14 protein-coding genes are annotated in these 13,225 nt (G+C 71.7%); 8 read left to right on the top strand and 6 right to left on the bottom strand.

Annotated elements, in window-relative coordinates; genetic code table 11:
* Window positions 1-282 precede the first annotated feature (282 nt).
* From ABZS54_RS13875 to ABZS54_RS13865, 3 genes are all read right to left on the bottom strand, one after another.
* Window positions 283-762 (bottom strand): DUF3291 domain-containing protein, encoded by a 480-nt coding sequence (locus ABZS54_RS13875; protein WP_355534468.1) that lies wholly within the window; start codon window positions 760-762, stop codon window positions 283-285.
* Window positions 763-851: 89 nt separating this feature from the next.
* A complete protein-coding gene (locus tag ABZS54_RS13870) occupies window positions 852-1,766 on the bottom strand; it encodes a helix-turn-helix domain-containing protein (protein ID WP_355534466.1) in 915 nt (304 codons plus the stop codon).
* Between the two features lie 293 nt (window positions 1,767-2,059).
* On the bottom strand, window positions 2,060-2,242 hold the full coding sequence (locus ABZS54_RS13865; protein ID WP_355534464.1) for a hypothetical protein: 183 nt from the start codon (window positions 2,240-2,242) through the stop codon (window positions 2,060-2,062).
* A 76-nt stretch (window positions 2,243-2,318) separates the two neighbouring features.
* On the opposite strand from ABZS54_RS13865, the gene ABZS54_RS13860 reads away from it, so the two are divergent.
* The 4 genes from ABZS54_RS13860 to ABZS54_RS13845 all read left to right on the top strand — a co-directional run bounded on the left by ABZS54_RS13860 (window position 2,319) and on the right by ABZS54_RS13845 (window position 4,920).
* Window positions 2,319-2,582: a hypothetical protein gene (locus ABZS54_RS13860; RefSeq protein ID WP_355534552.1), complete on the top strand. Its 264-nt coding sequence runs from the start codon at window positions 2,319-2,321 to the stop codon at window positions 2,580-2,582.
* A gap of 259 nt (window positions 2,583-2,841) precedes the next feature.
* A complete protein-coding gene (locus ABZS54_RS13855; protein ID WP_355534462.1) occupies window positions 2,842-3,228 on the top strand; it encodes a hypothetical protein in 387 nt (128 codons plus the stop codon).
* A 383-nt stretch (window positions 3,229-3,611) separates the two neighbouring features.
* Window positions 3,612-4,166 (top strand): sigma-70 family RNA polymerase sigma factor, encoded by a 555-nt coding sequence (locus tag ABZS54_RS13850; RefSeq protein ID WP_355534460.1) that lies wholly within the window; start codon window positions 3,612-3,614, stop codon window positions 4,164-4,166.
* Window positions 4,147-4,920 (top strand): hypothetical protein, encoded by a 774-nt coding sequence (locus ABZS54_RS13845; protein WP_355534458.1) that lies wholly within the window; start codon window positions 4,147-4,149, stop codon window positions 4,918-4,920. The genes ABZS54_RS13850 and ABZS54_RS13845 overlap by 20 nt, the downstream gene beginning before the upstream one ends.
* 40 nt (window positions 4,921-4,960) lie before the next feature.
* On the opposite strand, the gene ABZS54_RS13840 is transcribed toward ABZS54_RS13845, so the two are convergent.
* A complete protein-coding gene (locus ABZS54_RS13840) occupies window positions 4,961-6,181 on the bottom strand; it encodes a damage-control phosphatase ARMT1 family protein (protein WP_355534456.1) in 1,221 nt (406 codons plus the stop codon).
* A 525-nt stretch (window positions 6,182-6,706) separates the two neighbouring features.
* Between ABZS54_RS13840 and ABZS54_RS13835 the strand changes: the two genes are divergently transcribed.
* Entirely contained in the window at window positions 6,707-7,231 is a 525-nt protein-coding gene (locus tag ABZS54_RS13835; RefSeq protein ID WP_355534454.1) for a hypothetical protein, read from the top strand.
* Between the two features lie 216 nt (window positions 7,232-7,447).
* Window positions 7,448-7,930, top strand: a complete 483-nt coding sequence (locus tag ABZS54_RS13830) for a hypothetical protein (RefSeq protein WP_355534452.1) — start codon at window positions 7,448-7,450, stop codon at window positions 7,928-7,930.
* 214 nt (window positions 7,931-8,144) lie between these two features.
* Here the strand turns inward: ABZS54_RS13830 and ABZS54_RS13825 are convergent, their stop codons facing one another.
* Window positions 8,145-9,074 carry a LysR family transcriptional regulator gene (locus ABZS54_RS13825; protein ID WP_355534451.1) on the bottom strand — a complete coding sequence of 310 codons (930 nt, stop codon included), beginning with the start codon at window positions 9,072-9,074 and terminating at the stop codon, window positions 8,145-8,147.
* Window positions 9,075-9,372: 298 nt separating this feature from the next.
* Here ABZS54_RS13825 and ABZS54_RS13820 point away from each other — a divergent pair, with 298 nt between their 5' ends.
* Window positions 9,373-10,203: an SDR family NAD(P)-dependent oxidoreductase gene (locus tag ABZS54_RS13820; protein ID WP_355534449.1), complete on the top strand. Its 831-nt coding sequence runs from the start codon at window positions 9,373-9,375 to the stop codon at window positions 10,201-10,203.
* A 261-nt stretch (window positions 10,204-10,464) separates the two neighbouring features.
* Here ABZS54_RS13820 and ABZS54_RS13815 read toward each other — a convergent pair whose 3' ends face one another.
* Window positions 10,465-12,585: a phosphocholine-specific phospholipase C gene (locus ABZS54_RS13815; RefSeq protein WP_355534447.1), complete on the bottom strand. Its 2,121-nt coding sequence runs from the start codon at window positions 12,583-12,585 to the stop codon at window positions 10,465-10,467.
* Window positions 12,586-13,030: 445 nt separating this feature from the next.
* Between ABZS54_RS13815 and ABZS54_RS13810 the strand changes: the two genes are divergently transcribed.
* The coding region (locus tag ABZS54_RS13810) for a hypothetical protein (RefSeq protein WP_355534445.1) at window positions 13,031-13,225 on the top strand (195 nt) is incomplete at its 3' end.

Raw genomic sequence — 13,225 nt, 5'->3', positions numbered from 1 at the left:
TATCGCTCCTGCTGGATCGCGTTCTTCGGTCCTGATGGCAGGCGTGTATTACGGCTTCTCCTGTCGACGAGGCCGCGAAGGCGTACGAACACCTGCGTACCGGCGCCCCGTTCGGCAAGGTGGTGATCACGCTGCCGTAGGCCGGGGTGTGTTCGGCCGGCAGCCCGGCGCGACCTGCGGTACAGCGCGCACGTGCGGACGCAAGCCGCGCCTGGGCCGCCTTCGGCAGCGTGCGCCGTCGTCGAGCCGGCTGCATGCCCGTCGCCGTCTGCGGTCGCCCCGTCAGGCGATTTCGGCCGGCTCCGGTTCCGGCTGCGGGAAGCGGTTGCGGAAGGTGAAGGCGTAGGGGGTCGGGCCGTGTTCGCGCAGGTGGTCCAGGCGGATCTTGCCGTCGGCGGAGGTCGGGACGGTGCCGGCCGGGAGCCACCACAGGACCTGCGAGATCTCGGCGAGGTGTTCGAACCAGTCCTGGCGGCGGCGCAGGTATTCCAGGTGGCCGCTGCGGTAGACGAAGTCCCAGAGCTGATCCGGGGTTTCCCAGACCGACATGGTCACGATCGTGTCGGAGTCGTACGGGCGGATGTCGGTCGTGTCCACGACACCCTCGTCCTCGCCCTTCAGTCGCCAGACGAAGCCGGTTGCGTGGTCCGCGAGATCGTTCATCGGATCGAGGCCGGCGACGAATTCGGCCATGGTCGGTGTGTCCAGAGGGGCGAGCATGCGTGCGACGTTGAACTGGGCGATGTGGTGTGTCGAGGGCATGGGATCACCTCACCAGGTCCCGAACTGTATGTCAACGAAAATTGTTTTTAGAGATTCGGTGCCAGTCGAGAGGGCTCGGGAGGTGCGGATCAGTCGGCCGCTCCCTTCTCGTTCACTTCCGCCGCCCGCTCGACGACCACGCAGCAGCGTCCCGGCACGGAGTCGAGCCTGGCCCGGTATCCGGTCGCGCCCAGACCATCGAGCAGCCCTTGGAGGAGTGCCAGATTCATCCCGCACACCAGCGGCGGGAAGTCCTCGGCCAGTTGGTGGAAGGGGCAGTTCCGGAGCAGGATCCGGGCGTGGTCCGGCGACTCGTCGGCCGCCGTCGGGACGACGCTCTCGTCGACCGCCGCGTGGCCCGGCACCTGGGCCGCCGCCTGGCCCGCCGCGTGGTTTGCCTCGGCAACCGCTGTCCGGCCCGGCCCCGGAACGGAGTCGTGCCCCGGCTCCGGAACGCTCTCCGGCCCGGGCTCCGGAACGGCATCGTGTCCGCGCTCCGGTACCGGCTCGTACCCGCGCGCCGTCAGCGCCGCGACCACACGATCGTGCTCGTCCGCGCCCTCCGCCGCCGGACCACCGAGTGCGCGCCCGGCGACCCGCCCCGTGTCGTACGCGGCCGCATCCACCGCCCGACCCGCGCCCGCCCGCTCGACCGCGTCCGCCAGGATCTGCCCGGCCGTGTCGTAGGCCCGCGGTGGCAGCGTCACGCTGGTCTCGACCGGGCTGCGCCGATACAGCTTCGCCGGTCGACCGGCGCCCGGGCCGCTCCGCCCCGCAGGCCGCGCGAACTCCGTACTCAGCAGCCCCGCCTCGACCAGCTTGTCCAGATGGAACGCCGCGAGCGTGCGCTGGATCCCGACCGCGTCGGCCGCCGCCGCCCGCCCGACCGGGCCCTCGGCCGCGGCGACGTAGCGGTACAGGGCCCGGCGTACCGGATCGGCGAGCACGCCGACCGCGTCTAGGGCGTCGTCGCCGGGCGGGGGAGGGGAGGCAAGGTCGGACACAACCGGAGTGTAGGCGAGTCGGCGCCATCGAGCCCGGCACGGTTCGGCCGAGCGCCGTGGCGCGGGCGCGATCGAGGTGCGGGTCTCGGAGGCGGGCGGCCTTGCGGGTGGGTCGCGCGGTGGGTCGCGTGGTCGGGTGCGTGGCGGATCGCGCGGTGGGTCGCGGCTGTGGATCGCGGCCGTGGGTCGCGTGGGGGTGCTCAGCCGAAGTCGAGCCTGCGGATCGGGTCGGAGACGCCATGGGTACTCCCGGGGTCGGATCTGGGTGGAGCGTGAACGGGCGTGCGAGGACCTCATCGCCCCGGCAGCACGCCCGCGACCACCTGGCCGCCCTTGAGCACCGCCAGGGGCGGCCGGTCGGCCAGTACGCCGATGTCGATCGTCGGGTCGCCGTCCAGGACCAGCAGGTCGGCGAGCCGGCCCGGCTCGATCCGGCCCAGGTCGTCGCCGTGCCGGGCCAGTCCGCCGGACCGCACCAAGGCCCTCGCGGAGGACCAGATCGCCGCCCTGTGGCGCCCTGGATGTCGCGCTGCGGGAGAGGACGTGCTGAAGATGCTCTACGAGTCGGCGGCGAGAGCCGATGAGGTGCTGTGCCTGAATGTGGAGGACATCGAGAACCTGGACGGCTTCACGCTGCACCGGCTGCGGCATTCCGCGCTCACCCACGACGCGGAGGGCGGCACCTCCACCCCGATGCTGCCGGCCCGCTCCCGGCACGCCTTCGTCCGCTCCCCGGAGCGGTACGCACGCCCCGGCGTCGACGCGGTCGCCCGGCACGTCGCCGGACGCGACCCCGCCGCCCGCCGCCGGGGCTGAGTCCCGGTGGACGTACGCGAGGTCGCCGCCCTTCTCGACGACGTGGGCCCGGCGGAACTCCGGGTCCAGGTCCGGGACGTCGAGTTGCAGGACCTCCTCCGCGCGGGCGCACGTCTCGTAGCGGAAGCGCCAGAACACCCGTTCGCGCAAGGGGTTCCGGTCGTCGGCGGCCGGCGGCCGGGTCTTCACCGAGACCCATCGGCCGCTGCGGGCCGTCCCTGTGCTGACCGCCGCACTGGAGCGCCACGACACCACGCACGTGAGGGAAATAGCGCTGTACTCGTCATGGCTGGCACAGGCATACGTCGACGCCAACGAAATCGACGAAGCCGCCGCGGTCGCCTCACGGGTATACGACCTGGCCGCCGCCTCCGACTCACCACGGGCCGTCCTTTTGCGCAGCCACGCCCACGACTTCGGCTCGCCCGGCGCGTGGAGCTTCTCCACGTTCAGCTTCGCCCGGCCCGATGGGCTGCACCTCGATGCTGATCTTCGCGTCGCTCCGGCCTCCTCAAGGCGCTCGGCCATCTGCTTCCACGTCGCGTCCAGGACCTCGATCAGTTCCTTGAGGTGCCGTTCGCCGTTCTCCTCCAGGCTCAGGCCCGCCAGGACGTCCTCGCGTACCGCCTCCCAGCCCTTGCCCTGAAGCAGATGGGCGCGCGGGTCGGACCAGCGGTGCGAGGGGGAAGCGAAGATGTCACGGCGGGGCGGGGTAGCGGGCGAAGCCGCGGCGGGGGTTGCGGCGTTCGCGACTTGCTCCCGGGGCGCGCCGCGTCCGCGTCTTCGGCCCCCGGGCGCGCCGCGCTCGGACCGGCGTGCCGGAGCGAATCTCGGCTGTTCTGCACGGCGTGCCCGGGGGCGCTGTCGTCGTCGGTGCCGGCCGCCCCCGGGCAGGGCCGCGATCGTGACGGTGGACCTTCCCCAAGTTGCCTGTGCCGGCGGCCAACCCGACCCGCTTGTTGTTCGTTCTTCAGGGTGTGACGGAAATTGGTGGCGGCGAGGGCCGGGCACTCGGATGGGGGAGGGCGGATGGGTGTTGACGGCGGAGCGGTGCAGTCCTTGGTGGCGGTTCGCGGCCGGGCGCTGAAGCGCTACGCCTTCCTGCTGTGCGGGGACGACGATCGGGCGGACGATCTGGTGCAGGAGGCGCTGGTGCGCACTCTGGCCCGGCGGCACCCGAGCGAACCCGCGGAATTGGAGGCGTACGTCCGCCGGGCGGTCGTCAACCTGGTGATCGACGAGTCCCGGCGGGCCGGGCGATGGGCACGTCTGCGGCCGATGTTCCGCGCTCGGCGCGTCTCGTACGAGGAGGAGGGACCGGAGGAGGCGGCGTGTGCGCGGTCGTGGACGCGCGAGTTGCTGGCGACGTTGCCCCCGGGCCAGCGGGCCTGTCTGGTCCTGTACTACCTCGAGGACCTTCCGATCGCCGAGATCGCGAACATCCTGCGCTGCGGACAAGGGTCGGTCAAGAGCCAGTTGAACGCGGCACGCGGCGCACTGCGACGCCTGTCGACGAAGGTCGAGGCGACGAACGACGAGACGACGAGCACAAAGGAGGGAAATCGTGAATTCGAACGCGGATGACGACGGGGACGACGTCCGTCGGGCCCTGGACACCCTGTCCCGAGAGGTGCGGCCGTTGCGGGAGATGCCCCACCGGGACATGGTGGCCGAGGCAGGCCGCCGACGGCGCCGTCGCCGCCTGCGTACGGCGGGGGCTGCCGTCGCAGTCACCCTGTGCGCCGCGGGGACACTCGCCGCGGTTGCCTACGGATCCGATTCCGCCGATCCGCCGGCCCCGGTGGCCGCGCCGCCCACTTCCGGAGGCGCTTCGTGGGGGGCGCAGGAACCGGGCCCGTTCACCTGTGGTCAACCGATCGCATTGCCCACCGCGGAGCGATTCGAGGGGTTCGGCCTGTCGGGGTTGTCGACGGAACGGCCCGCCGATTCGCTCGACGGGCCGCTGCGGGTTACGGCCACTCTCGACTCGCCCGCGCCGGTGGGACTGATTGCCACCGAGATCTATCCGATGGTGCTGGTGTTGCGGGACGGGATCGTGGTGGGCGGTCCGACCCAGGCCGGCGCGCTCGGCCCGGGGCGCCCGCTCGTCCTGCCGGACTGGGATGCTTCCAAGAGGCCTCCGACGATTCGACAGTCCGCCCCCGACTGGTTGTGCGGGGCGTTGGACTGGCGGCAGGTGTGGGCGGATCCGACGCGGTTCACGGTGGCGTTGGTGATGACGGTGCCGACGGCTGACCCCACGAGGCCAACCTTCGTTCCGATCGACGCGTCCCATCCGTTGCTGATCTCCCGGGCACCGCTGGGGGCGCGAGAGTGACGAATACCGTGCCGGGCCCCGCCGCGGCTCGCACGCGTCTTCAGCGGACGCGGTCCGAAGGGTCGGGTACGTGGAACTGCACGAGGGCGTGCGTGCCCGACGTGCGCCACGCGGGCTCGGTGGCGTCGAGGCGGCGCACGGTGTCCGGGGCCACGCCGACGATCACGTCGGACTTGAGGGTGCGCAGCGACGCGACGGGGCCCGGGAAGTAGCCGACCGTGTCGGCGAAGGGTGTGGTCGGCGGCCAGTGCAGGTCGCCGACCAGGCGGCGGTGGTTCAGGTCTCCCTTGAGGATGGTCACCGTCGCGGAGGCGAAGTCGGCCCGCAGGTCCTCGGGCATCGCGGCGTAGGGCAGCGGCGCACATGCGAACGCATGGGCGCGGATGTCGAGTCGGCGTGCGGCCGTTGCCTGCCACAGGCGTTTGCCCACGCGCCCCGCGTATCCGGGGGCGGTCTGCAATCGGCGCAGGCACGCGAGCACGTCGGCGGGTGTCGCGTCGGATAGGTAGTACGGGTGTGGTTTGACGTGCAGCACGACGTCGGCCGCGAGTCCGGTGTCGAGCAGGTGGTCGATCAGCACGAGGTCGGGGAGCAGTTCGCCGCCCGCGTTGTCGGCGACCACGCACACGCGGCCGCCCGGGTGGGCTGCGAGGTGGCGCAGGAGCGGATCCGTGTCGTCGGCGACCAGCGGTCCCTGCGGTCCGTCGCGGTGCCCCGCCGCCGCGGCGGGGTCGGTCTCCACGGTGATACGGAAGCTCAGGTCGGCGCGGTTGCCCCACAGCGACGCCATGACGAGTGCGTACGGCAGTTCCTCCGCGTCGAGCCGGGCGGGTGCCGCGAGGCCGGCGAGTGCGTCGTCGACGGCGGGGCCTTCGAGTTCGACGTGCTTTGTCGGGCCGAACGGATCGATACCGCGCCAGGGGTGGGCGCCCGACCCGCCGTCGAAGTAGCCGAAGGCGTCGAGCAGTCGGCGGTAGAAGTAGCTTTCGGCCCACAGGAACGGGGCCTGCGCCCAGGAGCGTTCGTAGTACCCGCCGGGTTCGGCCCAGGCCGCCCACTGCGCCGCGTCGTGGGCATCCGGGGGCAGGGGGCGAACGACATCGTGCAGCGTCTCCGCGACGAGTGCCTCCAGCGCGTCGAGCTGTTGCGGGGCGAGCGGGAAGGCTTTGGCCAACCGGCGTACCAGTTCGGGGTGGCGGTCGCGGAAGACGCTGAGCGCAAAGGAGCCGGGTTCGCTCCACATGATCGGCAATGGCGGCACGTCGATCACCCTAGTGTCGCGGCGACTCAGCCATGCTCCACTCCTCGATCCGGTGGCCCTTCCTCGACGGCGCTCTCCCCGACGACGACCCGGTCCGCTTCTTCCGTACGGAAGCTGTGGGCCCGGGCGCGACGTTTGTACACCGCGGCGGAAGGGCGACCGCCGTTCGACGGGTCCTTTGGCCGGCGTACTCCACGCTCCCGGCCAAGGACCCCCGGCAGCGACCGGACGCACCGAGACCGCGCGGCTTCTGCGAACCCCGCAGGGCTGGACGCACCCGAGACCGCGCGGCTTCTGCGAACCCCCACACCTCCGACTCCGGTTCCGCGGTCCATTCCGCCGCCACCCGCGTGGCTAACCGTTTCGGAAGCGGATGAAGGGCACGGGCGCGTCGGGGTCGCGGAGGATCAGCGCTCCCGACTCATCGGCCGCTGCGAGGTCTGCCTCCCGCAGCCGTTGTAGGAAGTCCGTCTGCAGTTCGCGCTTGCGCCGGGGGCCTTGGGGGATCTTCCGGACGACGCCCCCGTGGTCGCCGTCCAGACGGTTCGGGCCGTCGGCGGCGACGAACCCCCGATCACACTGACGGTGCTCCAAGCCCCGGATGATCTGCGGCGACTGCCGGCCGCCGCCACCGATCTCGGCGTGATCACCAACTATTCCCTCGCATGCGCCACCGACGCCGCATGGCAGGCCGCCTGGCTCCCGCAGTTCGCCCGTTGCGGCCGGAGCACCACCCTTTTCGACCGCTCCATCCTCAACGGAGCCCGCCAACTGCTGCGAATCGACGATGACTTCCGCTACTCGCTGATCAGGGTCCGGGTGAGCGACGAGCAAGCGTTCGTTCTGTGCATGCGACTCGGCAACGATCCCTTGCTGCTTGCCCCATGCGGCTACACAGCCGGCCGCAGCCTGACGAGCTGGATCCACCAGATGTCGAATGGCCGGCTCCTACCCGATATCGCCGTCCTGGGCGATGATCGGGACGATGTGGTGCCCGTCGTCGTCGAACACCTCGTGCGCGACGAGAGCGTCATCGGTTTCTGGCCCTGACGGGCCGCTCGGAGCACTTGGGCCGGCCGCGGCAGGACCGGACCCTGCCCACCGGAATGGATGATGCCCGGCCGCGGCGCATAGCCTGCGGTCGGCCCTGCAGGGCGGGTCCTGCGGGTGGCCCGGATTCGGGGGCATCGGAGGCAGCCGAGGCATCGGAGGCGTTGCGCAAGAAGGTGGTGGCAGACAACGCCCCCGTCGGGCGATAGTCGACGCATGGAACCGACGGACGAGCATGCGGCGGGACTCGCGCTGAGCTCCGAGGATTACCACGCAGTGCACGCTGCCGTTACCGCAGTCGCGGGTACATGGGCCGGCGGACAGCCGGCCACCCTCAACTCGCTGTTCGCACATTGGAGGGTCATGGCGAGCGAGGTGGAAGAGGGCTACTCGTGCTGCGCGCCCGAGTTCGACAACGACATCTGGTGCCGAAGCGCCTTGGCGCAGGCCTGGCCGATGCTCCCCACACGTGTCCAGGCGATCAGGCGGCCGGAACTCGACGGCATCGACGAGAGGTATCGCCGAGCCACGGTCCCGTGGCCCGGGCAGCCCGAGCACGGGGCCGGATGGTGGACCCGGCGGGTTCCCCGACGCCTGGAGGTCGAGACGTCGGAGCAGCGCAAAGGCGACTGGCCGCTGGGTTGGGAGACGATGCCGTTCCCCAGGCCGGATTCCGTGGAGGTCGTCTCCTGGCATTGACCCGGCCTGACCAAGCCCCCCGACCAACTTCGGGACTCATCGCGGCATTCCCCGCCTTCACACCTGATTTCGGTCCGCGAAGATGGGTTGGCCGTCGCCGGTTCCGAGCGAGGTGGTTCGCTTGTGGAGCGGAACCGCGCGCCCGAGGAGCGGACGGGCGTGCGCCCGGGTGGTGTTCCGGTCGGCCCGGGCGGCTGCCGATTTGGTCGTGCGGTCAGGGGCGGCGGGTTGAGGAGGTCGGATTCTTGGTCGGCTCCGTCGGTGCCGCCAATGTGTCGGTGGCGGCTCGGGTGAAGGCCTGCGCGAGTGGGGAGTAGGCGGCTGTGCGCCAGACCAGGCCCCAGGCCAGGGTGGGCGAGTCGTGGATGGGGATGTACGCGATGTCGCCCCGTGGGAAGTACTTGACCGCGTGCAGGGGCACCGGCGAGATGCCCAGGCCGGCCGCGATCGCGGTGAGCGTCTCGTGGGCCGTGGCGCTGGAGGGGCCGCGCGGGATCGGCTTGCCGCTGGGCGTCTGGGTCGGGTTGATCGCCTCGGCCCAGTACGCCGGGACCGAGTCGTCGGTTCGGAACACCGGCCCGATCGCCAGGTCTTCGATCGAGACCGAGGTACGGCCGGCGAATTCGTGCCGGGCCGACACCGCGAGAACCAGCGGCTCGGTCAGCACAATCGGACCCACCGTCAGATCGGGCTCCTCCACCGGCAGCCACACCAGTTGCAGATCGACCTCGCCGCTGCGCAGCAGGCCGAACGGGTCGCCGATGTGCGCCTCGCGGATCCGCAGCTCGCAGTCGGGATGCCGGGTCCGGAAGGTGTCCAGGACGTCCGGGATCTCGGCCAGCGTCGCATCCATCGTGCCCAGACGCAGCGTTCCGGAGAGGCCGCGCGCGGCCGCGGCGGCCCGCTCGATCCCGTCCTGGATGAGCTGATAGCCCGCCGCGAGGTCGTCGCGCAGTTGCCGGCCGATCGGAGTCAGCGCCACGCGTCGGCTCGTCCGCTCGAACAGGGGCGCGCCGATCCGACGCTCCTGCTGTTTGATCGCCTGGCTGACCCTGGCCGAGGAGACCAACAACCGCTCGGCGGTGCGGCCGAAGTGCAACTCCTCCGTCAGCACCAGGAAGATCTCGATGTCTCGCAGCTCCATACGCCCCCGCCGTTCGTTTCCGTACCATGCCGTGTCGTGTTGCGCCGCGCCCGGTTGCCCTGGTGCCTCGTGGTCCCGCGCGGCGCCCCGCCGATGTCAGCCGAGCGGAGCGGGTTTCGATTCCCGCTTCGTGATCGGTAACCCGTGGGTTAACGAGGGTTGCGAGCTTCGTCGTTGCTCGGGCGCCGTCCCGGCACGATCGTAGAGATACGCCGAACGAAACGCCCGAACACCGGATCGAGGCGACTGATCGAGGCGACTGCCGCACACCTCCACCCTCACGGAATCGGGGATCACCATGGCCAAGACCGCCCTCGTCACCGGCACGACCGGCGCGCTGAGTCTCGCGCTGGTGCGCGGGTTGTGCCGTCGCTTCGGCGACGACGGCGTGGTCTACCTGACCTCCCGGGACCCGGAACATGGGCGGGCCGCCGTCGCCCGGCTGCGCGGCGAGGGGTTTGCGCCGCAGCTCGCGGTACTCGAACCGGGCGACGCGGCCGGCGTCGGCGCGCTGGCCGATATGCTCGCCGACCGACACGGCGGCGTGGACGTGGTGATCGCCGGCGCCGCCGCCCGGATCGCCTTCGGGGTGCGCAATCAGGAACAGGTCAGGTCCTACGTACAGACCGACAACCACGGCACCCACCGACTGATCGAGGCGTTCGTGCCGCTGCTCGCGGACGGGGCCCGATTCGTACTCCTGGCGGGCGACTTCGGCGGCCTGCGGCACCTCCCGTACCGGCTGCGAGCGCGCTTCGACGTGGATCGGGCGAGTCTGGCCGAGTTGGCCGAGGTGATGGACGACTACGTGCACGCCGTCGAGGAGGGCCGGGCGGCGGCCGAGGGCTGGCCGGCGTGGATCGGCGTTCCGTCGATGATCGGCCGGGTCGCGGCGATGAAGATCCTGGCCCGGGATCTGGCCGAGGACGCGGCCCGGCGCGACATCGTGGTCAACGCCGCGAGCGTGTGCCGCGCGGACCTGATCGAACCGGTGGACCCCGCCGAGCGGGACGCGGAGGTCGAGCGCGCCGCCGCCGACGTCCTGTGGCTGGCCACGCTTGCGGCCGGGACGCCCGAACCGTACGGGGAACTGGTCCGCGCCCGCACGGTACTCCCCTTCCGGGCGTGACCGCGCGCATCCCCGGGGTGCGTTCGCCCGGGCCCCGGCAGCCGGCGACGGGGCGGCCACGCACCCGCCGGATGGCACGGCGCGCAACGCTGCCTGAATCGCCGCCCACCGCCCACCGTTTGCTGTCCGGCCCTCTGCCGCCGCCGCCCACCGCCCGGCAAGGCGGACGCCGGCACCCGGGGAACGGGGGAACGCACGTCCCGGCGTGGGGAAGTCGCCGGGACGTGCGCGATGGTGCGGGTCGCCGCCGCGACCTGCCGGTCAGCCGCTGACGCTCTCCCGGCCGTTCTCGATGTGACCGGCCAGGCGTCGGGTGAAGCCGTCGTTGCCCTCGATCGTCACCGTGACGTCGTACCAGCCGTCGGCCGAACCCGTCGACCAGTGCACCGTACGGTCCCGGCCCGGCTTGAGGGTGATCGTACGCTCTCGGTCGGAGCAACCGAGGCCGTAGGCGTTCGGGGTGAGCTTGAAGGTCACCGACTGGGAGCCATGGTTGGTCAGTTCCAGATCCAGCACCCGGCCGGTGCCGCGGATCTGCGAAGTGACCTCGATGCCGGCCGTCACCGTGGTTCCGGCGAACTCGCGGCGGAAGCCGTTCGGGCCCACCAGCGTCAGGTCGTAGCGGTCGCCCTTGAGCGCGATCGTGTCCGAGCGCCGCCCGCGCACGTCGTAGTGCTTGGGCTTGGGCAGGTCGCCCGAGTACGGGAACAGCTGGAGGTGCACACTGGACTGCCCGCCGTTGGCGAGGTCGAGCGTCAGCGTGCGCTTGGCGGCGTCCAGCCGCGCGGAGGCGTTCGGCTGGTACGGCAGCGGGCGGGCCGGGCGGCGACCGCGCTCGGGCTCGGGCAGCTTCTGGTCGGCCGGCGGCGCGGGCCGCCAGCGCGAGGTGAACGCCGGGGCCGGCGCCGGGCGCGGCGGCACGTGCGAACGGCGGGCCCGATCGAAGTCGAAGACGCCGGTCAGGTCACCGGACACGGTCCGTCGCCACGCGCTGATGTCGGGCGCGCGAACTCCCGTCCAGGTCTCCAGGAACCGGGTTACCGAGGTGTGGTCGAAGATCTCCGAGGAGACGTACCCGCCCACGGTCCACGGCGACACGACCATCATCGGCACGCGTGCGCCGAACCCGATCGGCAGCCCGTTGTAGAACTCGTCCGTGACCTCCTCCGGCGGGCACGGCGCCGGCACGTGGTCGAAGAAGCCGTCGTTCTCGTCGAACGTGAGCAGTACGACGGTCGAGTCCCAGACCTCCCGGTTGGACGCGATCGCGTCCAGGACCTGGTAGGTGATCGTCGCGCTGGCGGCCGGCGAGGACGCGCTCGGGTGCTCGGAGTCGGCCGCCGAGGGCACCAGGTAGGACACCTCGGGCAGGGCACCCGCCGCGATGTCGGCGCGCAGCGAGTCCGCCAGCGAGTGCGGCCGGCCGCGCCGCAGACCACGCTCGTACAGCACCCGGTCGGCGGCGGGCAGCGCGGCGACGCCCTGCTCCAGCTTGGCCAGCAGCGCGTCCTGCTCGGCGGCCGGCAGCCCGCCGAGCTTGCCGTAGAACGAGTCCAGGCTCTTGAAGTCGCCGGCCGCGGCCAGCGCCTTCCGCGCGACCTGCTTGAAGGTGACGTAGAACTCCAGGTTGTTGTCCTGGTAGTTGTCCCACTCCTGATAGACCTTCCAGGACCGGCCCGCACGCTGGAGCTGCTCGGCGTAGGTGGTCCACGAGTAGCCCGCGTGGGTGTCCTCGGAGTAGGCGGCGTTGTCGATCGCCCGCCGGGTGCTGCTGCCGGGCTCGTAGCCGGTGTAGCCGCTGACCAGGTAGTTGCGGTTGGGCGAGGTCGACGACGGCAGCGCGCAGTGGTATGCGTCGCAGATCGTGAACGTGTCCGCCAGCTCGTAGTGGAACGGCAGGTCGGTGCGGTCGTAGTAGGCCATCGTCGCGGGCGACTTGGCGCCGATCCAGCCGTCGTTCCAGCCGTCGTTCCAGGCCTTGTGCCCGCCGTCCCAGCTGTGGTCGAGCGCGCCGATGTATTGCAGGTCCTTGGACGCGTCCTGGGCCGCCTTGCGCACCGGGAACGGCAGCACGCGACCGGCGGGGCCGCCCGGCTGCTCGAACACGCCGTGCCCGTCCCGCAGCCGGATCGCGTTGCGGTCGCCGAAGCCCCGGACGCCGCGCAGCGTGCCGTAGTAGTGGTCGAACGACCGGTTCTCCTGGACGAGCACGACCACGTGCTTGATCGCCTTCAACCCGCCGCGCCGGGGCGGGGAGGCGAGGGCCTGCTGGACCGACGGCGGCAGGAGCGAGCCGGCGACGGCGAGTCCCGCGCCGCCCGCGCCGAGCTGGAACAGGCGGCGGCGGGAAACGCCGGAGGGAGGCTGGGGGGAGGCCGACACGAAGAGCCCTTTCGGATGCGGGGAGCAGCGCCCGTGCGAGGGATTCGCACGGATGGGGTGATTCGGGTGTGCCGAGCTGTTCGCACGTAGGGGGATGGTTCGGGCGTGCGGAGGTGTTCGGACGAACGCAGTTCATCGGTCCGCCGTCGACCGGGGAGCGGATCGCGGGTGACGGGCAGGCAAACTTCCTCCGGCGTGCGGTGCTGTCGGTGTGCGGGACTGCCGGCGTGCGGGGCTGTGCTCCGCCTCGCGCGTGCGTCGACCGTCACATCGCGCGGGGGTGTGCCATCCCGATCCCGAAGCGCCTCGCCAGGCCGGGACGCGGCGTCCGGGGATGCCGGGGTGCGGCGCATCCGACCGTCGGGCCGGCACCGGACAGCGCTCCTGGGGCGGGGCTGTACCAAGGGGCAGTCGCCGACGCGTACCCGTTGCGGGAGCCACCGGCGTGATCGGCGGCCTGTTGGTCTCCCTGCTCACCTCGGTCGGTCACGACGTGATCGGCTCTGTCCTGCGCGGCCGGCCGCGCGGCCGCCCGGGCTCGACCGCCCGCGTGACCGGGCTCGAACGGGCGGGGCCGGGCCGTGGTCGCCGAAGTGCTTGCGCGGGCCGCACCGGCGCGGGCGGTGGGGCAGGCCGCGCC

The organism is Embleya sp. NPDC005575, assembly GCF_040605455.1.
Taxonomy (GTDB): domain Bacteria; phylum Actinomycetota; class Actinomycetes; order Streptomycetales; family Streptomycetaceae; genus Embleya.
The sequence above is the reverse complement of the archived record's forward strand: the minus strand, read 5'-3'. Positions and strand labels throughout refer to the sequence as shown.